This window comes from Modestobacter sp. SYSU DS0657, assembly GCF_054050925.1.
On record NZ_JBJHAG010000035.1, the window covers coordinates 19,994 to 42,403 of the forward strand.

Here is a 22,410-nt window from a genome sequence, read left to right on the forward strand (position 1 = left end):
GAGTGTCTCGCCCGTGCCGGCGCCCGCCCTCCTCGATGGACGGCGGGCGCCGGCACTCGTCGTCGGTGGGACCGGATGGCATGTCGTGGCCGCCGACGTCGACCCCACCTGAGTGGCCGAGCAGGTCGCGCACGAACCGATCGAGGCGCCGCTGGGAGCGCGCTTCCGGTCCGCGTTGGCCGATCACCCGCGGGCGCGCGTCGCGCGCTCACGCCCCGGGCTTCCGACGCCCGTTGCCTCGGTGCAGTGGCTGTAGCGACCTGGCGTCAGCGCAGGTCGGCGACGCGGGTGAGGGCCGCGCGCGCCCGTGAGCGTCGCTCCTCGTAGGCCGCGCCCGCGGCGAGCAGGACTGCGCCCGCGGCCCCGACGGCCAGCAGACCGGTGGACGGCAGGTGCGCGACCAACCGGCCGAGCGCCACCGCGGTCAGCGAGGCCGCGCCCACGACCAGCGGCGCCTGCACCTGCCAGCGGCCGCCGGCGATGGCGGTGACCGTGGCGGCCAGGACCACCAGCACCAGGCGGGTCACGTCCGGCCCGGTCGCCGCCAGCCACACCGACGGGACGAAGGCGACCACCAGCCCCGGGCCCCACGCCGGCCACGAGGCCCCGGTGGCCAGCCGCCGGCCCGAGTACAGCCACAGCACCGTCGCGGCCGGCAGCGTGTAGGCCTCCGGCACGCCGACGCCGGCCTGCCCCGCGGCCGTCCAGGCCGCCAGCACCAGCGCGACGCACCCCACGGCCCGGACCGGAGCCCGGTCGGTCACCGAGCCGGAGGCGACGAAGGCCGCACCGACCACGGCGAGCCCCACGGCGAGGCCGGACAGCCCCGAGGCGCGCGCCAGCTCGGCGAGCCCGGCGACGGCGACCGCGGCCGTCGTCCAGGTCAGCGGCAGCTCCGACCGGTGCCCCCGCAGCGCGGTCGCGCTGCCGACGGCGAGCAGGACCAGCACGACCAGCAGCCAGCCGGCCGCTGACGGCCCGAGGGTGCCGTCGGCGTCGGCCAGCAGCACGGCGGCGGCCAGGCAGCCCACCGCGACCGGCAGCGCCCCGGGGCGGTCGGTCGGCTGCCGGGCGGCGACCACGACCGCCGGCGCCGCGGCGGAGGCGAGCAGGGCGGCCAGCGCCGACCAGTGCCCCGACCCGAGCAGCTGCACGACGGCCGTGCCGGTGAGCACCCCGGCGGTGGCGAGACCGGTGGGGCGCAGCAGGGCGGCGGGTTCCGGGGAGGCCACCGCACCGATCACCGCCGCGAGCGCGAGCCCCAGGTACCCGCTGGTCATCACCCCGACCAGCCCGGCCGCCTGCAGCACCCCCGAGACGGCCGCTCCGGCCACCAGCCCGGCGAGCACCGGAGCGGCCGGCCGGGGACCGAGCATCGACCGCAGGCCCCGGCGGCGGCGCAGGGCCAGCAGCGCCCCGGCCGCCAGGAGCATCAGTGCGGCCGGGGCCAGGGCCGTGCTCACCGACTCCGTCGTCCAGACCACGGCGGCGCCCTCGACCACCCCGGTCGACCACCAGGCCGCGGCCGTCACCAGGGTGACCACCGCGACGGCGCGCCGCGCGGCGAACGTGACCGCGAGCCCGGCGACGGCGGTGGCCAGCACGGCGGTCGCGTGCGGGGCCAGTGACAGGCCGGACCCGGTGAGCGCGCTCAGCACTGCGCCCTGTCCGGCTCCCCAGGCCGCGATCGGCCAGGTGAGGGTCGTCCGGCCGATCAGGCCGACGACGGCGAACACCGCGGCGAGCAGGGCGAGCAGCACCCCGGTCGGGCCACCGGGGCCATCCCCGGCCGACCACGCGCCCACCGCGGCGAGCACCACCGCGGCAGAGGCGAGCGCCTCCTCGCTGCTGCGCAGGCCCCGGCGCCCGGCCCGCAGCGAGCCCAGCGTCGCGACGACGGTCAGCAGGGTGACCACGAGCAGGCCCGGGACCGAGCCGGCGTCAGTGAGCGACGCCGCGCCGGCGGCCACCACGGCCACCGCGCCGGCGCCCAGGAGCACCTGCTGCGGGGCGACGTCCCCGGTGCCGGTCTCCGCCGGGGCCGGGCGGGGCGGCAGGGGGCGCCCCAGCGGGGGTGGGTACTCGACCTCCGGCCTCGGCACGGTGGTCCTCCTCCCGCTGACGGCTGCCCTCACGCTACGGCGGCCGCCGCGGCGCGGCGGCCTGGACCGGGGGTGACGCCGAGGTCACCCGGGAATGGGGTCGGCGGATGGCGGTCGAGCGCCTACCATGGGATCAGTGATCACGACGACCGGCCTCGAGCTGCGCGCCGGCGCCCGGATCCTCATCAGCGACGCCGATCTGCGGGTCCAGCCCGGTGACCGCATCGGGCTGGTCGGGCGCAACGGTGCCGGCAAGACCACCACCCTCACCACCCTGGCCGGGGAGCGGGTGCCGCACGCCGGCAAGGTCGACGTGACCGGTGAGCTCGGGTACCTCCCGCAGGACCCCCGCAGCGGCGACCTGGACATCACCGCCAGCGACCGGGTGCTCTCCGGCCGCGGTCTCGACGTCCTCAAGGCCCAGCTGACCAAGGCGCAGGTCGCCATGGCCGAGCCGGCCGACGACGCCGAGCGTGACCGGGCGGTACGCCGCTACGGCCGGCTGGAGGACCAGTTCGCCGCCCTCGGCGGGTACGCCGCGGAGTCCGACGCGGCCCGCATCTGCACCAACCTCGGGCTCCCGGACCGGATCCTCGCCCAGCCGCTGCGCACCCTCTCCGGTGGCCAGCGTCGCCGGGTGGAGCTGGCCCGGATCCTGTTCTCCGACGCCGACACCCTGCTGCTCGACGAGCCGACCAACCACCTGGACGCCGACTCGATCACCTGGCTCAAGGGCTACCTGGCCAGCCACCGGGCCGGCCTCGTGGTGATCAGCCACGACGTCGAGCTGCTGGAGGCCGTGGTCAACAAGGTGTGGCACCTGGACGCCAACCGGGCCACCGTCGACATCTACAACCTCGGCTGGAAGCGGTACCTGGACGCCCGGGAGACCGACGAGCGCCGCCGCAAGTCCGAGCGGGCGAACGCCGAGAAGAAGATCGACGCGCTGACCAGCCAGGCGGACAAGATGCGCGCCAAGGCGACCAAGGCCAAGGCCGCGCAGAGCATGGACAAGCGCGCCGCCCGGCTGGCCGCCGGCCTGGCCGAGGTGCGGGTGCAGGACAAGGTCGCCAAGCTCCGCTTCCCAACCCCGGCACCCTGCGGGAAGACCCCGCTCACCGCCGAGGGGATCAGCAAGAGCTACGGCTCGCTGGAGATCTTCACCGGCGTCGACCTGGCGATCGACCGGGGCACCCGGGTCGTGGTGCTCGGCTTCAACGGCGCGGGCAAGACCACCCTGCTGCGGATGCTGGCCGGCACCGAGACGCCGGACACCGGCGAGGTGAAGGCCGGGCACGGGCTCCGGGTGGGCTACTACGCCCAGGAGCACGAGACGCTGGACATGGACCGCACGCTGCTGGAGAACATGCGCTCGGCGGCCCCGGACAGCACCGACACCGAGCTGCGCCGCATCCTGGGCGCGTTCCTCTTCTCCGGCGAGGCGGTCGACCAGCGCACCGGCACGCTCTCCGGTGGCGAGCGCACCCGGCTGGCCATGGCCACCCTCGTCGTCTCCGGCGCCAACGTGCTGCTGCTGGACGAGCCGACCAACAACCTCGACCCGGCCAGCCGGGAGCAGGTGCTCGAGGCGCTGCGCACCTACGGCGGCGCGATCGTGCTAGTCACGCACGACGAGGGTGCGGTGCGGGCGCTGAACCCGGACAAGGTGATCATCCTGCCCGACGGCACGGAGGACACCTGGAGCGAGGACCTCGCCGACCTGGTCTCGCTGGCCTGACGACAGCCGCAGGAGCATCGCAGGGAGCGCCGGCGACCGAGGAGCGGACTGCGGCGCGGAGTCAGGCCGGGGTGTCGCGCCTGACGACAGCCGCGGGACCATCGCAGGGAGCGCCGGCGACCGAGGAGCGGACTGCGGCGCGGAGTCGGGCCGGGGGTCTCGCTGGCGTAACGGTCGCACCGCTCTCCGGGCCGACGCCCCAGCCCTGACCTGCGCGGCTGCCGAACTCGGACGCACGCGTTCTTGTTGCGGTGGCCGACCTCCGTCGGGTGGGTGATCATCGGTGCTGGGACGCCGAGGTCATCGGGACACGGCGCCGGGGGATCAGCGGGAGACCACCGACGGCGTCGGCGGGCTCCTGACACGGAGGGGAGTCATGGCCGACTCGAGCACTGCGGACCTGAGCAAGGGCAAGCGCATCACCGGCGACGACCGGAGTTCGCTCGCCGACGAGCTGCGCGCCCGGTACGACGGCGGGGAGAGCATCCGGTCGCTGGCCAGCTCCACCAACCGCTCCTACGGGTTCGTGCACCGGCTGCTCTCGGAGTCGGGGGCCACGCTGCGTGGCCGGGGTGGCGCCAACCGGAACGCGAAGAAGTCTGCGTGACGTCGGCCCCGGTTGCCGGGGCCGACGCCGGCGGGTGGGTGCGGACGGCGCGCGACGGCGCCGTCCTCACCGTCACCCTCGACCGCGCCGACCAGCTGAACGCGCAGACGCCGGCCACCTGGGCCGCCCTGCGCGCGGTGGGGGAGTCCCTGGACGACGCCGTGCGGGTGGTGGTCGTGCGCGGTGCCGGCCGGTCCTTCTCCGCCGGGCTGGACCGCACCCTGTTCGACCCGTCGGCCGCCACGGGCGGCGGGCTGGGGGAGCTGGCGGCCCTGCCGGCGGAGGTCGCCCAGGACCGGATCCGCGGCTACCAGGCCGGGTTCCGCTGGCTGCGCTCGCCCGGGATCGTCTCGGTCGCCGCCGTCCAGGGCCACGCGATCGGCGCCGGCGCCCAGCTGGCGCTCGCCTGCGACCTGCGGGTGGTCACCGACGACGCGCAGCTGCGGCTGCCGGAGGCGAGCCTGGGACTGGTGCCCGACCTCACCGGCACCAGCACCCTCGTCGAGCTGGTCGGGTACAGCCGGGCGGTGGAGATCTGCCTGACCGGGCGGTCGGTGGGCGCGGCCGAGGCGGTGGCCACCGGGCTCGCCAACGTCGCCGTCCCGGCCGAGCAGCTGGACGCGACGGTGAGCGACCTGGTCGCGGCGCTGGTGGCGCCGGACGCCGGGGCCGCGCGGGAGACGCTGGCGCTGCTGCGCTCGGCGGTCCGCAACGGCCCCGAGGTGCAGGACGCCGCCGAGCGGGCGGCCCAGGTGCGCCGGCTGGGTGCGCTCGCCGCCCGCTGAGCGACCAAACCGCCGGCAAGGCGGAGGGGTGATGTGCAGCGCGGGCGGAGAGGGCCCTTCGTCGGACGCCCGCTCCGGAACAAGCACAGCCGCGCGCCTGTTGCCCGGCTTGATCACGCCGTCACAGCACGGAAGGCGGTGCCGCGGTGGACGGCTCGATGACCTCCATGGCCGCGATGCGGTCGTTCAGCCGGGACTCCTCGGTCACCGCCCGGGAGATCCCGAAGGGCACGGTGCGGCGGATCCTCGCCATCGCCGGGCCCTACCGGCGCGAGCTGATCGCCTTCCTCGCGCTCGTCGTCTTCTCGGCGGTGATCGGCGTCGTCAACCCGCTGCTGGCCGGGGACATCGTCAACCGGATCGCCGGGCTGGAGGGCACCGCCGGCGGCGTCGTCCGGATCGCACTGGTCATCGCCGGCCTGGCGGTGCTGGACGCCGGCAGCTCGCTGGCCCAGCGCTGGTACTCCGCGAGGATCGGCGAGGGCGTCATCTACGACCTGCGCAGCCGGGTCTTCGGCCACGTGCAGCGCATGCCGGTCGCCTTCTTCACCCGCACCCAGACGGGCGCACTGGTCAGCCGGCTGAACAACGACGTCATCGGCGCGCAGCGGGCGTTCACCTCCACGCTCTCCGGCGTCGTCTCCAACGTGATCGCCCTGGTGCTCACCGCCGGCGTCATGCTGACGTTGTCCTGGCAGATCACGCTGCTGTCGATCGCCATGGTGCCGCTGTTCGTGGTTCCCGCCCAGCGGGTCGGGAAGCGGCTGCAGTCGATCACCCGGGAGTCCTACGAGCTCAACGCGTCGATGAACGCCACGATGAGCGAGCGGTTCAACGTGGCCGGTGCCCTGCTGGTGAAGCTGTTCGGCCGCCCCGAGGTCGAGGCGGAGTCGTTCCGCGGCCGGGCGGCCCGGGTGCGCGACATCGGCGTGCTGTCGGCGATGTACGGGCGGGCGTTCTTCACCGCCCTCACCCTGGTCGCCGCCCTGGCGACCGCCCTGGTCTACGGGCTGGGTGGCTGGCTGGCGTTCACCGGCTCGCTGTCCGCCGGCGACGTCGTCGCCCTCGCCCTGCTGCTCACCCGGCTCTACGGCCCGCTGACCGCGCTGGCCAACGTGCGGGTCGACGTGATGAGCGCGCTGGTCAGCTTCGACCGGGTGTTCGAGGTGCTCGACCTGCAGCCGATGGTCGCCGAGGCGCCGGACGCCGTACCGGTTCCCGCCGACGACCGCTCGGTCGAGTTCGACCGGGTCTCCTTCCGCTACCCGGCGGCCGCGGACGTGTCGCTGGCGTCGCTCGAGGACGTCGCCGTACCCGAGCACGGTGCCTCGGCGGAGGTGCTGCACGAGGTGTCGTTCCGGGCCGAGCCGGGGCAGCTGGTCGCCCTGGTGGGCAGCTCCGGGGCAGGGAAGTCGACGATCGCCGCGCTGGTCTCCCGGCTCTACGACGTCACCGGCGGCGCGGTGCGGGTCGGCGGGGTCGACGTCCGGCAGGCCACCAGCGACTCGCTGCGCGACGCGATCGGCGTCGTCAGCCAGGACGCGCACCTGTTCCACGACACCATCGGCGCGAACCTCCGGTACGCCAAGCCGGACGCGACCGAGGAGGAGCTGTGGTCGGCGCTCACCGGGGCGCGGATCGCGGCGCTGGTGCACTCGCTGCCCGACGGGCTGGACACCGTGGTCGGTGACCGCGGCTACCGGATGTCGGGCGGGGAGAAGCAGCGGCTGGCGATCGCCCGGGTGCTGCTCAAGGCGCCGGGCATCGTGATCCTGGACGAGGCGACCGCCCACCTGGACAGCGAGTCCGAGGTCGCCGTCCAGCGCGCGCTGGACACCGCGCTGGCCGGCCGGACGTCGCTGGTCATCGCCCACCGGCTGTCCACCATCCGGAACGCCGACCAGATCCTGGTGGTCGACGAGGGGCGGATCGTCCAGCGCGGCACCCACTCCGAGCTGCTCGCGGCCGGCGGGCACTACGCCGACCTGTACCGGACGCAGTTCGCCGACGGCGGGCCGCGAACCGTGGAGGTCGGGTGACGACTAGCGTCACTCCTGAACCACGTGCACCACGTCCCAGGAGTTGAGCGTTGAGCGCAGGCCATCCCCACGACACCCAGATCCGGGCTCTCTACGCCCGCTTCCTGGCCGGGTGGAACCAGCGCAGCGGCGCCACGGTCTCCTCGGTCTTCGCCGACGACGGCGACCTCATCGAGCTCGACGGCACGATCCACAGCGGCCGGCTGCAGATCGCGTCGGACATGCGGCGGCTGTTCGCCGAACGGGCCACCCCGACGTTCGTCGGGGTCGTCCGCTCGCTGCGCCCGCTCGGTGACCACATGGCGGTGCTGTACGCGGTCGCGGGCATGGTGCCGCCCGGCGCCCAGGCGCTGGAGCCGTCGCTGCACACCGTGCACTCCCTGGTCGCCGCCGAGGAGCACGGCCGCTGGCGGATCGCCGTCCTGCAGAGCACCCCGGCCCGGTACGGCGGCCGCGCCGACGTGATCGCCGCCCTCACCGCGGAGCTGGAGGCGGCCCGGCAGGGGGGCTCCGCGTGACGGTGCTGACGTCGGTCGCCGACCTCCTGCACGATCCGGCGCCGGTGCTGCTCGACGTGCGCTGGCAGCTGGGATCGGACACCGGCCGGGACGAGTACCTGGCCGGTCACCTGCCGGGTGCGGTCTTCGTCGACCTGGACACCGAGCTCTCCGGGCCGCCGTCGCCCGAGGCCGGCCGGCACCCGCTGCCGTCGGTGCAGTCGCTGCAGTCAGCCGCGCGGCGGTGGGGGATCTCCGCCGGCTCGCGGGTGGTCGTCTACGACGCCGGACCGGGCCTGGCCGCCGCCCGGGCCTGGTGGCTGCTGCGCTGGGCCGGCCTGACCGAGGTCACCCTGCTGGACGGCGGGCTGGCGGCCTGGACCGCGGCCGGCGGCCCGGTCGAGGTCGGCGACGTCGTGCCGGCGCCCGGGGACGTCACCCTCGCCGGCGGCGGGATGCCGGTGGTCACCATCGACGAGGCGGCGGCCCTGCCGGGCGAGGGAGTCCTGCTGGACGCCCGGGCCGGCGAGCGCTTCCGCGGCGAGGTCGAGCCCATCGACCCGCGCGCCGGCCACGTGCCCGGGGCGGTCAGCGCGCCCACGACCGAGAACGTCGGGGACGACGGCCGGTTCGTTGCAGCCGCTGTACTGAAGGAGCGGTTCGCCCGGCTCGGCGTCACGCCGGGCACCCGGGTCGGCGTCTACTGCGGATCCGGCATCACCGCCGCGCACGAGGTGGCCGCGCTGGCGCACGCCGGCGTCGAGGCGGCGCTGTGGCCGGGCTCGTGGTCGCAGTGGTCGAACGACCACGCCCGGCCGGTCGCCACCGGCGGCTGACCGTTCCGCCGGGCCACGGCCATACTCGGCGGGTGCAGACCGACACCTCACGGGCCGCCGGGAGTCTGCTGCTCGCGGTCCTGTCCGGGGCCGCGCACCTGACGGTCGGCTACTTCTACCTGACCAGCGGTCTGGCGGTCCCGCTGTACGCGCTGCTGCCGCTCTGGCTGCTCTGGCTGGCGCTCGCGGCGTGGCTGATCCGGTTGGCTGCTGCCCGGTCGTGGTGGACGCCGCTGGTGCCGCTGGCCGCCGCCGCGCTGCTCGTGCTGTCGCTCGTGGTGGGTGACGCGTTCCTGGGCTGGCAGGCCTGAGTCCTCCGGCGGGTGTGGCGAAACCGCTAACCTGCGCGCGTGATGATGACCGCCGTCATCGGTGTGACGCTGCTCGCCGGGCTGGCCGTCTTCCAGAGCGCCCTGATCGCGGGGGCCCCGCTCGGCCGTTTCGCCTGGGGCGGGCAGCACGTCGTCCTGCCCCGGGGACTGCGGATCGGCAGCGCGGTGGCGATCGTGCTCTACGGGGTGATCGCCCTGTTCGTCCTGCAGGCGGCCGGCGCCCTCTCGGTGGTCCCGCGCGCGGTGTCCGACGTCGTGATCTGGGTGCTGACGGGCTACTTCGTGCTGGGCGTGCTGATGAACGCCGCGTCCCGCAGCCGGCCGGAGCGGCTGGTGATGACCCCGGTCGCGCTCGCGCTGGCCGTCGTCTGCCTGCTGCTTGCCCTGCGCTGACCGGTCAGGCGGGGGTCAGGGCCGCGTCGTAGCGGTCGAGCAGGACGGCGGCGATCCGGTCGTCGGGCAGCAGTGGTGCTGTGACGCAATCCGCGCCCGCGCCCTGGAGCTTGTCGTGGAAGTGTCCCGGGGCCAGCAGATAGGCCGCGACCACCACCCGCTCCGCACCGGCCTTGCGTGCGGCGGCCACCGCATCGGGGACGGTCGGCTGGGCGGCCGAGCCGTAGCCGGTGGTCACCGGGCCCGCCCAGTCGCGCTGCAGCAGGTCGGCGGTGCTCTCCACGTCGGCCACCGAGCGCGGGTCGCTGGACCCGGCGGCGGCGAGCACGATCGCCGTCAGCGGGTCGCGCGGGTCGGCGCCGGCCTCGCGCAGCCGGTCGGTGAGCACGGCGGCCAGCCGCGGGTCCGGGCCGAGTGGCCGGGCCGCGACCGCCTGCGGGTGCGCCTCGACCGCGCCGGCGATGTCCACGTGCACGTGGTAGCCGCCGGACAGCAGCAGCGGGACGACGACCGCCGGGGTGCCGTCGTCGGCGAGGCCGCGGACCACGTCGACGACGGTGGGCGGCTGCACGTCGACGAACGCCGCGGTCGTCCGGACGCCCGGTCGCTGCGCCCGGGCCGCCAGCGCCAGCTCGGCGATGAGCCGCCGTCCGGTGGGGTTGCGGGTGCCGTGCGCGCAGGCGACCAGCACCGGCGGCGATTGCGCGCTCATGTACGTCTCCCGGTGGTCCGATAGGTGCTTCGTGGCGCAACTGCGCCCGGGTGGGGAGTCACAGCGCGCGGGTGACGCCGCCGTCGACGGCGAGCATCGTGCCGGTGACGTAGGAGGCGGCGGGGGAGAGGGCGAAGGCGGCGACCCGGCCGAACTCATCCGGCCGCCCCACCCGGCGCAGCGGGATCGATGCCTCCGTGCGGGCCCGGGCCGCGGCGGGGTCGCCGGAGGCGGCTTCGACCTCGGTGACCCGGTCGGTGGCGATGGTGCCCGGCAGCAGGCCGAACACCCGGATCCCGCGGGGGCCGAGCTCGTCGGCGAGCGCCTTCGCGGTCATCGCCAGCCCCGGCCGCAGCCCGTTGGAGATCGCCAGGTGGCCGATCGGCTGGCGCACCGACGTCGACAGCACGAAGCCGATCGCCGCACCCTCGGCCAGGTGCGGCACCAGCGCCCGGACCAGCCGCAGCGGGCCCAGCAGCACGCTGTCCACACCTGCGCGCCAGGCCTCCTCGCCGACCTCCAGCACGGAGCCCGGCGCCGGCCCGCCCACCGAGATCAGCGCGCCGTCGACCCGGCCCAGCCGGTCCAGGGCGGCGCCGACCAGCGCCTCGGCGGCATCGGGCCCGGCCAGGTCGGCCGGGACGCCGAACGCCGCCGGCCCTCCACCCAGAGAGGACACGGCGGCGTCCACGGACCCGGCGCTGCGGGAGCTGATCAGCACCCGGGCGCCGTCGTCGACCAGGGCACGGGCGGTCGCGAACCCCAGCCCCCGGCTCGCGCCGGTGAGCAGGATCCCGCGACCGCCCAGCCCCAGGTCCATGCGGAGGTCAGCCCCGGTCGGTCAGGCGTTGCCGGTCAGGCGTTGCGCAGCGACCGGAGGACGTACTGCATGATCCCGCCGTTGCGGTAGTAGTTCGCCTCACCGGGGGTGTCGATCCGGACGCGGGCGTCGAACTCGACGTCCCCGGCCTGCACCTTCACCGTGCGCGGGATCGAGCCGTCGTTCAGCTCGGTGATCCCGGTGATGGTGAACTCCTCGTCGCCGGTCAGGCCCAGCGACTCCCGGTTCTGGCCCTCCGGGAACTGCAGCGGCAGCACGCCCATGCCGATCAGGTTCGACCGGTGGATGCGCTCGTAGCTCTCGGCGATGACCGCCTTGACGCCCAGCAGCGCCGTCCCCTTGGCCGCCCAGTCGCGCGACGAGCCGGAGCCGTACTCCTTGCCGGCCAGCACCACCAGCGGGATGCCCTGCGCCTGGTAGGCCTGGGAGGCGTCGTAGATCGACGTCGTCTCGCCGGTCAGGTGGTTCTTGGTGACGCCACCCTCGGTGCCCGGCACCAGCTGGTTGCGCAGCCGGATGTTGGCGAACGTGCCGCGGATCATCACCTCGTGGTTCCCGCGACGGGACCCGTAGGAGTTGAAGTCGCGGCGCTCGATGCCGTGCTCCTGCAGGTACCGGCCCGCCGGGGAGTCGGCCTTGATGGAGCCGGCCGGCGAGATGTGGTCGGTGGTGACCGAGTCGCCGAGGACGGCGAGGGTGCGGGCACCGGTGATGTCCTGCACCGGGGTCGGCTCGGCCGGCATGCCGTCGAAGTACGGGGGCTTCCGGACGTAGGTGCTCTCCGCGTCCCAGGCGAAGGTGTCACCGGTCGGCGTGGGCAGGTTCTGCCACTGCTCGGTGCCGGCGAACACGTCCTGGTAGCTGTCACCGAACTGCTCGGCCGAGACGGCCTCGTCGATGACCCGCTGCACCTCGTGCGGGGAGGGCCAGATGTCGCGCAGGTAGACGTCCTGCCCGTCGGTGCCCTTGCCCAGCGGCTCCGTCGTCAGGTCCAGGTCCATCGTCCCGGCGAGCGCGTAGGCGATCACCAGCGGCGGGGACGCCAGGTAGTTCATCTTGACGTCGGGGTTGATCCGGCCCTCGAAGTTGCGGTTGCCCGAGAGCACCGAGACGACGGCGAGGTCGGCCTCGTTGACCGCCTTGCTGACCGGCTCCGGCAGCGGACCGGAGTTGCCGATGCAGGTGGTGCAGCCGTAGCCGACCAGGTAGAAGCCGAGCTTCTCCAGGTACGGGGTGAGCTGGGCCTTCTCGTAGTAGTCGGTGACGACCTTCGACCCCGGCGCCAGCGTGGTCTTCACCCACGGCTTGCTGGTCAGGCCGAGCTCGACGGCCTTCTTGGCCAGCAGCGCGGCGCCGATCATGACCGACGGGTTCGAGGTGTTGGTGCAGGAGGTGATCGCGGCGATCACCACGTGCCCGTGGTCGACGAAGGTCTCGGTGCCGTCCTCCATCACGACCTTGGTCGGCTTGCTCGGCCGATCGGGGAGGACGTCGCCGTGCACGAACGGGTGCGGCTTGCCCTGCTCGGTGCTCTCCGACCCCGGGGCCGGCGGGTCGCTGGCCGGGAACGACTCGGCCGAGGCCTCGTCGGCGGGGGAGACCACGCCGTAGGGCTTCTCGTTGGACGGGACACCCGGCTTGCGGTCCTCGCCGCCCACCTCGTCGTCGGCGACGTAGGCCGGCAGCGCCTCGCGCCACGCCTGCTTGGCGTCGGTCATCGCGACCCGGTCCTGCGGGCGCTTCGGGCCGGCGATGGAGGGGACGACGGTGGAGAGGTCCAGCTCGAGGTACTCGGAGAAGGCCGGCTCGCGGGTGTCGTCGTGCCACAGGCCCTGGGCCTTGGCGTAGGCCTCGACCAGCGCGATCTGCTCGGCCGAGCGGCCGGTCAGCTTCAGGTAGGTGATCGTCTCGCCGTCGATCGGGAAGATCGCCGCGGTCGAGCCGAACTCCGGGCTCATGTTGCCGATCGTGGCCCGGTTGGCCAGCGGGACGGCGGAGACGCCGGCGCCGTAGAACTCGACGAACTTCCCGACCACGCCGTGCTGGCGCAGCATCTCGGTGATGGTGAGCACCAGGTCGGTGGCGGTCGCGCCGTCGGGCAGCTCGCCGGTCAGCTTGAAGCCGACCACGCGGGGGATGAGCATCGACACGGGCTGGCCGAGCATGGCCGCCTCGGCCTCGATGCCGCCGACGCCCCAGCCGAGCACGCCCAGGCCGTTGACCATGGTGGTGTGGCTGTCGGTGCCCACGCAGGTGTCCGGGTAGGCGACGACGCGGTCACCCTCGGGGCGGGGGAAGACGACGCGGGCCAGGTGCTCGATGTTGACCTGGTGCACGATGCCGGTGCCCGGGGGGACGACCTTGAAGTCGTCGAAGGCACCCTGGCCCCAGCGGAGGAACTGGTAGCGCTCGCCGTTGCGCTGGTACTCGATCTCGACGTTGCGCCCGAAGGACTCCGGGGTGCCGAAGACGTCGGCGATGACGGAGTGGTCGATGACCAGCTCGGCCGGCGCGAGCGGGTTGATCTTCTGCGGGTCGCCGCCGAGGTCGGCCATCGCCTCGCGCATGGTGGCGAGGTCGACGATGCACGGGACGCCGGTGAAGTCCTGCATCACCACGCGGGCCGGGGTGAACTGGATCTCCTGGTCGGGCTCCGCGTTCGGGTCCCAGTTGGCCAGGGCACGGATGTGGTCGGCGGTGATGTTCGCGCCGTCCTCGGTGCGGAGGAGGTTCTCCAGCAGGACCTTCAGGCTGAAGGGGAGCTTCTCGCTGCCCTCCACCGCGTCGAGCCGGAAGATGTCGTACTCGGTGCCGTCGACGTCGAGTGTCGAGCGGGCTCCGAAGCTGTCCTTGCTGGCTGCCACTGCTTGCGCCTCACCCTCGCTGGTCCTGCGCGCGTTGTACTGCGCCTCGATGTGCCACCCGTCATCTTCCCAGGCCATCGCGGCGGATGCGGAGCAAGGCCACCCTTCCCTCACCCTCGGTGAGGGGTTCGCCGCGTGGTGGCCGGACGAGCGGGCTCCTACCGTGGGACGGCGTGACCGTGCCCGAGCCCCTCCCGGACTGGCTGACCGGCGCCCGGCGGGTGTGCGTCCTGACCGGTGCCGGGATCTCCACCGACAGCGGCATCCCCGACTACCGGGGGCCCGACGGCGTCTGGACGCGGGATCCCGAGGCGGAGAAGCTGGTCACGCTCTCGTACTACCTGCGCGACCCGGAGATCCGCCGCCGGTCCTGGCAGCTGCGTCGGGAGCTGGCGACGGCGCAGGTCTCCCCGAACGCGGGGCACGACGCGCTCGTCGGCCTGGCGGGTCGGGGCCGGCTGCGTGCGCTGCTCACGCAGAACATCGACGGCCTCCACCAGGCCGCCGGGTCCACCGACGTGCTGGAGCTGCACGGCACGGTCCACGAGGTGGTCTGCACCGCCTGCGGCGCGCGCACGCCGACGACGGTGGTGCTCGCCCGGGTCGATGCCGGCGAGGCCGACCCGGCCTGCCCGCGGTGCGGGGGAGTGCTCAAGACCGCCACGGTCTACTTCGGTGAGCCCCTGGAAGCCGCGGTCCTCGACGCCGCGGCGGCGGCCGCGGCGGACTGCGACCTCTTCCTGGCCGTGGGCACCTCGCTCGGCGTGCACCCGGCGGCCGGGCTGGTGGAGGTGGCCGCCGCGCACGGCGCCCGGGTCGTGATCGTGAACGCCCAGCCGACGCCCTACGACGGCCTGGCCGACCTCGTCGTCCGGGAGCCGATCAGCGAGGCCCTGCCCCGGCTGCTGGCCGGCTGACCCGGCGCTGGGCCGTCCTGGCTCACCGTGCGTGCTCCTGGCTCAGCGCAGACGGTGAGCCAGGAGCACGCACGATCAGCCTTCCTGATCCCGGGAGGGCACGCCGGGGACCAGGTCGGGGTGCGCTCAGATGAGGTCGGGTTCCATCGTGCGGCGCACGGTGCGCGGGTCGACGGTGCTCACCGACGGTGCGCCGAGGGCGCGGCTGATCCCGCGGGCGGTGGCGGCCAGCACCGGGATGAGCGCGTGGCTCTTCACCGTCTCGCGCTGCACGGTCACCCCGAGCGAGGCGACCACCTCGTCGCCCGGGCCGCGGACCGGGACGGCCAGGGCCAGCGCCCCGGCGGGCGGCAGGTGGTTCTCCGCGATCGCGACGCCGGTGCGCCGGACCTCGGCGAGCACCCGGCGGAGCTTGTCGACGTCGGTGATGGTGTTGGCGGTGTACCGGCGCAGCGGGCTCGCGAGCACCTCGCGCTGGACCTCCGGGTCGGCGTAGGCCAGCAGCACCTGGCCGGTGCCGGTGGCGTGCAGCGGCCAGCGCCCGCCGAGCCGGGAGAGCACCCGGATCGCGCCGCGGGCGCGCAGCGCCTCCACGTAGACCACGTCGTGGCCGTCGCGGACCGCGAGGTGGATGTTGGCCCGGGTGGCGTGGTGCAGGTCGTCGAGGAAGGGCAGCGCCAGCTCGCGCAGCTGCAGCCCCTGCGGCGCCAGGGCACCCAGCTCGAGCAGGCGCAGGCCGATGGCGTAGCGGCCGTCGGGCCCGCGCTCCAGGGCGCCCCACTGGCGCAGCTCGCCGACCAGCCGGTGGGTGGTGGTCAGCGAGAGCCCGGTGCGGCGGCTGATGTCGGACAGCGAGAGGGAGGCGTGCTCCGGGCCGAAGGCGGCGAGCACCGCGAGGGTGCGGCCGGCGGCGGTGGCCGGTGAGGCGGGGGCGGCGCTCCCCGGGGCGGTGCCGCCCGTGGCTGACGGGCGGCTGGGGCGGCGGGCCCCGTCGGTGGCGGTCGAGTGCAGCGGCATCGTTGCCGGCATGTCGTCCTCCTGGCTCGGACCGGGGTGGGCAGACCGGCGGGTGACTGGTGGCGGTGATCACAATCTCCGGCCGTTCCAGGGTGCTTGTCAAGCACCGCCGATCGGACGGCGCTTCCGCCGGGGGGAAGCCATCTCGCTCCGCCGACGGCGCCCGGACCACGATCATCCACAGGGCTGAGGTGACCCCGGTCACCCGCCAGACCGCGGCCCGCCCGGTCGCCCCGACGTCCTCGGGGTGGCCGGCGGAGCTCCACCCGAGGAGGACCGTCCGATGTCCCGTCAGAGGCAGCAGCGCCGCCGCCCCGCCCCGCGCCCCGTCTGCGTGAGGGTGGCGTGATGGCCACCCTCGCCGACGTCCTGGACCCCACCGGCCTGAGCGCGGTGCGGGTGTCCAGCAGCTCGCTCGCGCCCCGCCGCACCGACCTGGCCGGCGCCCGCATCGGGCTGCTGGAGAACACCAAGCACAACGCCGCCCTGCTGCTGGACGAGATCGCCGGCCATCTGGAGCGCGAGCGGGGTGCTTCCACCGTGCTGCGCCGCACCAAGACGGCGTTCGCGCTGCCGATGCCCGCGGAGCTGCTCGAGGAGCTCACCCGCGAGTGCGACGTCGTCCTGGTCGGGGTCGGGGACTGCGGGTCGTGCAGCGCCTCGGCCGTCGCCGACGGGATCGCCCTGGAGCGCGCCGGCGTGCCGACGGCGGTGATCTGCTCCGACGCGTTCACCGCGACCGCCAGCGGCATGGCCGAGGTGCAGGGCGACCCGGACTACGCCTACCTGACCACCCCGCACCCGGTGGCGATCCTCACCCCGGAGGCGGTCGCCGAGCGGGCTGCCGGGCTGGTGCCGGAGGTGGTCGCCACGGTGACCGCCGCCGACGGCGCCGCGGAGCTGCGCGGGCGCGCCTCGTGACCGCGGTCGAGCCCCGCCCCGCCGTCGACGCCGACCCGGACGCCGCACGGCTGGCGATCGAGCACTGCTACGAGCAGGGCTGGTCCGACGGGCTGCCGCTGGTGCCGGCCACCCGGCCGCTGGTCGACGAGTTCCTCGCCACCGTCGACCGGGCCCCCGACGAGGTGATCGGGGAGATGCCGCACCTGCACCGCACCGTCACCGTCGAGCTGGCTGCGATCAACGCGGCCATGGCCGGCTGCCGGCCCGAGTACTTCCCGGTGGTGCTCGCCGCCTGGGCGGCGATCCAGCGCGACCGGTCGGCCACCGGGGGTGGCTGGCAGAGCACCAGCGGGCCCTCCCCGCTGCTGGTCGTCAACGGGCCGGTCCGCGCCGAGCTGGGCATCAACTCCGCCGGCGGGGTGTTCGGGCCCGGCTTCCGCGCGAACGCCACCATCCCCCGGGCGCTCGGGCTGATCGTGCGCAACGCCTTCGGCGTCGTCCCGCACGGCTTCGAGCAGGCGACCCAGGGGCTGCCCGGCCGTTGGCAGGTATGCCTGGGGGAGAACGAGGAGGAGAGCCCCTGGGAGCCGATGTCGGTCGAGGGCGGCGTGCCCGCCGGCACCAGCGCGGTCTCCGCGATGCTCACCCGCACCGTCGAGTACGTCGACAACCGGCACACCGCCGACCCCGAGCAGCTGCTGGCCGACTTCGCCGACACCATCTCCCGCAGCGGGGCGCTGATCTTCAAGCACGCCCCGGCCGGGATCGTCTTCTGCCCGGAGCACGCTCAGCTGCTCGCCGGCGCCGGGATGAGCCGGGCCGACGTCCGCGCCTGGCTGGTCGAGCGGTGCGGGCGCAGCAAGGCGGACCTCGCCCGGGTCGGCAAGGACGGCGTCGGCGACAACGGCGTCCGCTTCGCCGACGGCACCACCGCACCCGACGCCTTCGACCCCCTCTTCGCCGCCGCCGGCCCGGAGGTCCTGCCCATCGCCGTCGCCGGCGCCCGCAACGCGGGCATCTCGATGGTCGTCCGGGTCTTCTCCGGCTGGTCGGCCAGCTCGGTACCGGTCGAAGGCACCACCACCACCGCACAAGGGAGTGCCTCGTGACCCACCCGGCAGGAAACCAGCCCGACCCGTTGCAGGACCCGTTCGGCGCCGCCGGTGACCGCTGGATGACCGGCCGCACCGCGCTGGTCACCGGCGGCGGCCAGACCAGCACCGAGCAGCCCGGCGTCGGCTTCGCCATCAGCCGGGTGCTCGCCGCGCACGGTGCCCGGGTCGCCGTGCTCGACCGCGACCGGGCCGCCGCCCAGCGCACCGTCGACCGGATCGCCTCCGACGGCGGGGAGGCCGTGGTCGTCGTCGCCGACCTGCTGGACGACGACGACTGCCGCCGCGCCGTGGAGGAGACCGTGGCCGCGTTCGGCTCGGTCGACACGCTGGTGAACAACGTGGCCGTCGGCGACCGGGCCGGCGTCTTCGAGGTGACCCCCGAGCGGTTCCACCAGCTGATGGACCTCAACCTGACCACCGCCTGGCAGATGACCCGGCACGCCGCGCCCCGGCTGCCGCGCGGCGGGGCGATCGTGAACATCAGCTCGGTCGGCGTGCGCGCCCGCGGCCCGGCGATGGTCTACAACCTGGCCAAGGCCGGGCTGGAGAACCTCACCGTCGGCGCCGCCAACACCCTCGGTGACCAGGGAGTGCGGGTCAACTGCGTGCAGGTCGGCGCGATCTGGGGCGCCTTCGCCGCGGCCAACATGTCCGAGGAGATGCGCGAGATCCGCAAGGGCTTCTCCGCGCTGGGCACCGAGGGCACCCCCTGGGACATCGCGCAGGCGGTGCTCTTCCTGGCCAGTGACCACGCGCGCTGGGTGTCCGGGCAGATCCTCTCCGTCGACGGCGGCCCCGCGGTGGGCAAGCCACCCCGGCCCCGGTCCGTCGAGGTGCCCGCGACCGTGACCCCCGAGGCCGTCCCGGTGGCCGTCTCGGGAGCCCAGGCGTGAGCGCACCCCGGGTCGCGCTGGTCACCGGCTGCGGCAAGCCCGACGGCATGGGCCAGGCCATCGCCCGCCGGCTCGCCGCGTCCGGGCACGCCGTCGTCGTCACCGACCTGCAGCCGGCCGGCGTGCCCAACGCCCGGCAGGAGCAGCGCGGCGCCGGCTGGGGCGGGGTGGAGGCGCTGGCCGCGGAGATCACCGCCGCCGGCGGGGACGCCCTCGCCGCGCTCGGCGACGTCAGCGACCCCGGCGACGCCGCGGCCATGGTCGCCGCGGCGGTCGACCGGCACGGCCGGCTCGACGTCCTGGTCAACAACGCCGCCGCCCCGCAGGGCCCGGACCGGGCCGACGTCGCCGACGTGCCGATCGAGGTGTTCGACCGGGTCCTCGCGGTCAACCTGCGCGGCCCCTGGCTGATGAGCTCGGCCGCGGTGCCGGTCATGCGCGCGCAGCGGTCGGGCCGGATCGTGAACATCTCCTCGATGGCCGGGCTGACCGCCGCGCCGTTCTCCGGCGCCTACTCCGCCTCCAAGGCCGGGGTGATCGGGATGACCCGCGCGCTGGCGATGGACCTCGGGCCCTGGGGGATCACGGTCAACGCGCTCTGCCCCGGCCTGGTCGCCACCAGCCGGGCGTTCCTCTCCGCGGCACCGGACGCCGACGAGGCGGCGCTGATGGAGCAGCGCGGCCGCAACATCCCCGTCGGCCGACCCGGGCAGGCCGAGGACATCGCGGCCGCGGTCGCCTTCCTCGCCTCGCCGGAGGCCGGCTACATCACCGCCCAGGCCATCCCCATCGACGGCGGCGGGATGACGCCGTTCCCGCTGCGCCGTCCCGAGCCGGCCGTCCCGGCCGGTGGCTGACCCGATCCTGGAGGACCCGTGTCCCTGTTCGACGACATCGTCGACCCCACCCGCGGCCCGGCCGGCACCGTCAAGGGCCGGACGTCGCTCGCCGCCCGCCCCGGTGACCTCGCCGGGCTCCGGGTCGGTCTGCTGGTGAACACCAAGCGCAACGCCGAGGAGTTCGTGCAGGAGGTGGCCGCGCTGCTGGAGTCCCAGCACGGCGCCCGCATCGCGATCCAGCGGACGAAGCCGAGCATCGTGCACCCCGCGCCGGAGGAGATGCTCGCCGAGCTGCGGGCCGAGGCCGACGTCGTGGTCGTGGGGGTGGGTGACTGCGGCTCGTGCAGCGCCTCCGCCGTCGCCGACGGGCTGCAGCTGGAGGCCGCCGGCATCCCCGCCGTCGTCCTGGTCAGCGACGCCTTCCGGGTCAGCGCCGACGCGATGGCCGCCCTGCAGGGCACCGCCGGCTACGAGTACGTGACCACCCCGCACCCGGTGGCCAGCCTGTCCCGCGAGGGCGTGCGGGCCCGCGCCGAGCGCGCCGTCCCCGAGATCGTCACCCTGCTGACCCGGCCGGTCACGGCGGCCGCGTCGTGACCGCCGCCCCGGAGGCCCCCGCCGGCCTGCAGGTGGTGCGGCAGGCGATCGAGCACTGCCACGCGCAGGGCTGGACCGACGGGCTGCCCGTCGTGCCGGCCACCGCGGCCGACGTCGCGGAGTTCCTCGCCACCGTCGACCGCGACCCGGACGAGGTGATCGGCGCGCAGGAGCACCTGGACCGCCGGGTCACCGTCGCCCAGGCCGCGGTCAACGCGGTGATGGCCGGCTGCTTGCCCGAGTACTTCCCGCTCGTGCTCGCCGCCTGGGAGGCGGTCCGCGAGGAGCCGTCGTCCCGCGGGGGCGCGTGGCAGTCGACCAGCGGACCGGCGCCGCTGCTGGTGGTCAACGGGCCGATCCGCACCGAGCTCGGCGTCAACTGCGCCGGCGGCGTGCTGGGCCCGGGCTTCCGGGCCAACGCCACCGTCGGCCGGGCGCTCGGGCTGCTGGTGCGCAACGGTTACGGGATCAAGCCGCAGGAGCTGGAGCAGGCCACCCAGGGGGTGCCCGGCCGCTGGACGCTGTGCATCGGGGAGAACGAGGAGCTCTCCCCCTGGGAGCCGTTCAGCGTCGCCGGGGGAGTGCCGGCCGGCACCTCCGCGGTCTCCGCGATGCTCATCCGGGACGTCGAGTACGTCGACAACCGGCACACCGAGGACGTCGAGGCGCTGCTGCGCGACTTCGCCGACACCCTGGCCCGCACCGGCGCCTACCTGGGCATGAAGCACTCGACCGGCGGGCTGGTCCTGGGCCCGGAGCACGCGCAGGTGCTCGCCGCCGCCGGGTACTCGCGGGCCGACGTCCAGCAGTGGCTGTTCGAGCACGCCGTCCGCCCGCAGTCCGACCTGGTCGCCGCCGGCAAGGAGTCGCACGACGTCGACCCGGGTCCGGACCCGATGCCGATGCTGCCCTCGCCCGCGGAGATCCCGATCGTCGTCGCCGGCGCGGCCAACGCGGCCATCTCCGCGGTCTTCCGTCCCTTCGGCTGGGCCACCTGGTCCGGCCGCTCCGTCCCCGTCCCCGATTCCTGCCCGAGCCCCAGCCGTACCGAGGAGAGCGCCCCGTGACCGTCGACGAGAAGCAACTGGACCAGCTGCGGCAGACGCTGCAGGCCGACGACTACCGGCTCGACGTCGACGTGGCCGGCGACCGGGCCGACGTCCGGATCGTGGCCGGGCCGGACGCCTGCGAGGAGTGCCTGGTGCCCAAGCCGCTCATGCAGCAGATGCTCGCCCCGGTGCTCGGTGTCGACCCGGCCAGCATCGAGCTCACCTACCCGGTCGACGGGCACTGAGCGTGGAGGTCAGCCTCGAGGGCAAGGTCGCGCTGGTCACCGGCGTCGGACCGAACATCGGCAGCGGCATCGCGCTGGCGCTGTCCCGGTACGGCGCCAAGGTGGCGTGCAACGACGTCAACGACGACGTCATCAAGACCGCCATGGCGCGGATCGAGCGCAACGGCGGGGAGGCGATGGCCGCCCCCGGCGACGTCACCGACGAGGCCGCGGTGCAGGGCTACGTCGACGCCGTCCTGGAGCGGTGGGGCCGGATCGACATCCTGGTCAACAACGCCGCGATGCTCGGCGGCAAGGGCGTGCTCGACGAGGACGCCGGCACCTTCGAGCGGTCGATCAAGGTCTCCGGGCTCGGGTACTTCCTGAACACCAAGATCGTCGGCCGTGCGATGGCCGAGCGCGGGATCCGCGGGTCGATCGTGTGCATCTCCTCGTCCAACGGCTGGAACGGCTCGGCCGGGGTGATCGCGTACGCCTTCAACAAGGGCGGGGTGAACAACTTCGTCCGCGCCGCCGCGATGGACCTCGCGCCCTACGGCATCCGGGTCAACAGCTACACGCCGACCGCGCCGACCATCGACAACCCGGAGCTGCTCGCCGAGCTGGCCGAGCGGGGCATCCCCGCCGACATGCTCAACGCAGGCCGCAAGGGCGGCGGCGGTGGCGGCCTGGGGGGCGGTGCGGGGGAGGAGCCGTGGCGCCGTCCGGCGCGGTGGACCGGGGAGCGGCCGCCGCTGGTGCCGATGGGCAGCACCGGCACGCCGACCGACATCGGGCACGCCGTCGCCTGGCTGTGCTCGGACTACGCGCGGCTGATCACCGGCACCGACCTGGTCGTCGACGGGGGAGCGCGGGCGAAGAACTTCGCCTACTTCCCGGCCGACCCCGAGGAGCTCGCCGGCCCGGTGCCGCTGATCCCGCTGGACCAGACCCCCGCCGGCTGACCTGCCGCAGCCCGCGGGCGCACGAGAGGGGGGGGGGGGGGGGGGGGGGGGGGGGGGGGGGGGGGGGGGGGGGGGGGGGGGGGGGGGGGGGGGGGGGCGGGCGGGGGGGCCGGGGCGGGGGCGCGCGCGCGCGGGGCGGGGGGGG

Annotated in this window: 22 protein-coding genes; 17 read left to right on the forward strand and 5 right to left on the reverse strand. The window is 74.8% G+C overall.

Annotated elements, in window-relative coordinates; all coding sequences use genetic code 11:
* Positions 1–266 precede the first annotated feature (266 nt).
* Positions 267–2,102 (reverse strand): SCO7613 C-terminal domain-containing membrane protein, encoded by a 1,836-nt coding sequence (locus ACI79A_RS17710; protein ID WP_457085072.1) that lies wholly within the window; start codon positions 2,100–2,102, stop codon positions 267–269.
* Positions 2,103–2,229: 127 nt separating this feature from the next.
* Between ACI79A_RS17710 and ACI79A_RS17715 the strand changes: the two genes are divergently transcribed.
* From ACI79A_RS17715 to ACI79A_RS17750, 8 genes are all read left to right on the forward strand, one after another.
* Complete coding sequence (locus tag ACI79A_RS17715) at positions 2,230–3,840, forward strand: ABC-F family ATP-binding cassette domain-containing protein (RefSeq protein WP_457085073.1); 1,611 nt, start codon at positions 2,230–2,232, stop codon at positions 3,838–3,840.
* A gap of 376 nt (positions 3,841–4,216) precedes the next feature.
* Complete coding sequence (locus ACI79A_RS17720; RefSeq protein ID WP_457064284.1) at positions 4,217–4,447, forward strand: helix-turn-helix domain-containing protein; 231 nt, start codon at positions 4,217–4,219, stop codon at positions 4,445–4,447.
* Positions 4,444–5,232, forward strand: a complete 789-nt coding sequence (locus ACI79A_RS17725) for an enoyl-CoA hydratase/isomerase family protein (RefSeq protein WP_457085074.1) — start codon at positions 4,444–4,446, stop codon at positions 5,230–5,232. Before ACI79A_RS17720 ends, ACI79A_RS17725 begins: the two co-directional genes overlap by 4 nt.
* A gap of 158 nt (positions 5,233–5,390) precedes the next feature.
* Complete coding sequence (locus ACI79A_RS17730) at positions 5,391–7,271, forward strand: ABC transporter ATP-binding protein (RefSeq protein WP_457085075.1); 1,881 nt, start codon at positions 5,391–5,393, stop codon at positions 7,269–7,271.
* 50 nt (positions 7,272–7,321) lie between these two features.
* Entirely contained in the window at positions 7,322–7,789 is a 468-nt protein-coding gene (locus tag ACI79A_RS17735; RefSeq protein WP_457085076.1) for an SgcJ/EcaC family oxidoreductase, read from the forward strand.
* Positions 7,786–8,604 (forward strand): sulfurtransferase, encoded by an 819-nt coding sequence (locus ACI79A_RS17740; RefSeq protein ID WP_457085077.1) that lies wholly within the window; start codon positions 7,786–7,788, stop codon positions 8,602–8,604. Before ACI79A_RS17735 ends, ACI79A_RS17740 begins: the two co-directional genes overlap by 4 nt.
* A gap of 32 nt (positions 8,605–8,636) precedes the next feature.
* On the forward strand, positions 8,637–8,915 hold the full coding sequence (locus ACI79A_RS17745; RefSeq protein WP_457085078.1) for a hypothetical protein: 279 nt from the start codon (positions 8,637–8,639) through the stop codon (positions 8,913–8,915).
* Between the two features lie 42 nt (positions 8,916–8,957).
* Positions 8,958–9,329 carry a hypothetical protein gene (locus ACI79A_RS17750; protein ID WP_457085092.1) on the forward strand — a complete coding sequence of 124 codons (372 nt, stop codon included), beginning with the start codon at positions 8,958–8,960 and terminating at the stop codon, positions 9,327–9,329.
* A gap of 4 nt (positions 9,330–9,333) precedes the next feature.
* Here ACI79A_RS17750 and ACI79A_RS17755 read toward each other — a convergent pair whose 3' ends face one another.
* From ACI79A_RS17755 to ACI79A_RS17765, 3 genes are read right to left on the reverse strand one after another with little or no spacing between them, the layout of a single operon-like run.
* Positions 9,334–10,041 (reverse strand): sirohydrochlorin chelatase, encoded by a 708-nt coding sequence (locus ACI79A_RS17755; protein WP_457085079.1) that lies wholly within the window; start codon positions 10,039–10,041, stop codon positions 9,334–9,336.
* 58 nt (positions 10,042–10,099) lie between these two features.
* Positions 10,100–10,861, reverse strand: coding sequence for an SDR family oxidoreductase (locus tag ACI79A_RS17760; protein WP_457085080.1), 762 nt, complete (start codon positions 10,859–10,861; stop codon positions 10,100–10,102).
* Between the two features lie 35 nt (positions 10,862–10,896).
* Positions 10,897–13,824 carry an aconitate hydratase gene (locus tag ACI79A_RS17765; protein ID WP_457085081.1) on the reverse strand — a complete coding sequence of 976 codons (2,928 nt, stop codon included), beginning with the start codon at positions 13,822–13,824 and terminating at the stop codon, positions 10,897–10,899.
* 95 nt (positions 13,825–13,919) lie between these two features.
* On the opposite strand from ACI79A_RS17765, the gene ACI79A_RS17770 reads away from it, so the two are divergent.
* Complete coding sequence (locus ACI79A_RS17770; RefSeq protein ID WP_457085082.1) at positions 13,920–14,663, forward strand: SIR2 family NAD-dependent protein deacylase; 744 nt, start codon at positions 13,920–13,922, stop codon at positions 14,661–14,663.
* A gap of 126 nt (positions 14,664–14,789) precedes the next feature.
* Here the strand turns inward: ACI79A_RS17770 and ACI79A_RS17775 are convergent, their stop codons facing one another.
* The gene (locus tag ACI79A_RS17775) at positions 14,790–15,692 is read right to left on the reverse strand and encodes an IclR family transcriptional regulator (RefSeq protein WP_457085083.1); all 903 of its coding nucleotides are present in this window, start codon (positions 15,690–15,692) and stop codon (positions 14,790–14,792) included.
* A gap of 336 nt (positions 15,693–16,028) precedes the next feature.
* Between ACI79A_RS17775 and ACI79A_RS17780 the strand changes: the two genes are divergently transcribed.
* From ACI79A_RS17780 to ACI79A_RS17815, 8 genes are read left to right on the forward strand one after another with little or no spacing between them, the layout of a single operon-like run.
* Positions 16,029–16,601: a UGSC family (seleno)protein gene (locus tag ACI79A_RS17780; RefSeq protein ID WP_457085084.1), complete on the forward strand. Its 573-nt coding sequence runs from the start codon at positions 16,029–16,031 to the stop codon at positions 16,599–16,601.
* Positions 16,598–17,692 (forward strand): hypothetical protein, encoded by a 1,095-nt coding sequence (locus ACI79A_RS17785; RefSeq protein WP_457085085.1) that lies wholly within the window; start codon positions 16,598–16,600, stop codon positions 17,690–17,692. Before ACI79A_RS17780 ends, ACI79A_RS17785 begins: the two co-directional genes overlap by 4 nt.
* Positions 17,689–18,591 carry an SDR family NAD(P)-dependent oxidoreductase gene (locus ACI79A_RS17790; protein ID WP_457085086.1) on the forward strand — a complete coding sequence of 301 codons (903 nt, stop codon included), beginning with the start codon at positions 17,689–17,691 and terminating at the stop codon, positions 18,589–18,591. Before ACI79A_RS17785 ends, ACI79A_RS17790 begins: the two co-directional genes overlap by 4 nt.
* The gene (locus tag ACI79A_RS17795; protein WP_457085087.1) at positions 18,588–19,448 is read left to right on the forward strand and encodes an SDR family NAD(P)-dependent oxidoreductase; all 861 of its coding nucleotides are present in this window, start codon (positions 18,588–18,590) and stop codon (positions 19,446–19,448) included. The genes ACI79A_RS17790 and ACI79A_RS17795 overlap by 4 nt, the downstream gene beginning before the upstream one ends.
* A gap of 18 nt (positions 19,449–19,466) precedes the next feature.
* Positions 19,467–20,027 carry a UGSC family (seleno)protein gene (locus ACI79A_RS17800; protein WP_457085088.1) on the forward strand — a complete coding sequence of 187 codons (561 nt, stop codon included), beginning with the start codon at positions 19,467–19,469 and terminating at the stop codon, positions 20,025–20,027.
* A complete protein-coding gene (locus tag ACI79A_RS17805; RefSeq protein ID WP_457085089.1) occupies positions 20,024–21,094 on the forward strand; it encodes a hypothetical protein in 1,071 nt (356 codons plus the stop codon). The genes ACI79A_RS17800 and ACI79A_RS17805 overlap by 4 nt, the downstream gene beginning before the upstream one ends.
* The gene (locus ACI79A_RS17810) at positions 21,091–21,321 is read left to right on the forward strand and encodes a hypothetical protein (protein ID WP_457075419.1); all 231 of its coding nucleotides are present in this window, start codon (positions 21,091–21,093) and stop codon (positions 21,319–21,321) included. Before ACI79A_RS17805 ends, ACI79A_RS17810 begins: the two co-directional genes overlap by 4 nt.
* A gap of 2 nt (positions 21,322–21,323) precedes the next feature.
* Positions 21,324–22,265: an SDR family NAD(P)-dependent oxidoreductase gene (locus tag ACI79A_RS17815; protein ID WP_457085090.1), complete on the forward strand. Its 942-nt coding sequence runs from the start codon at positions 21,324–21,326 to the stop codon at positions 22,263–22,265.
* The last annotated feature ends 145 nt before the right edge of the window (positions 22,266–22,410 follow it).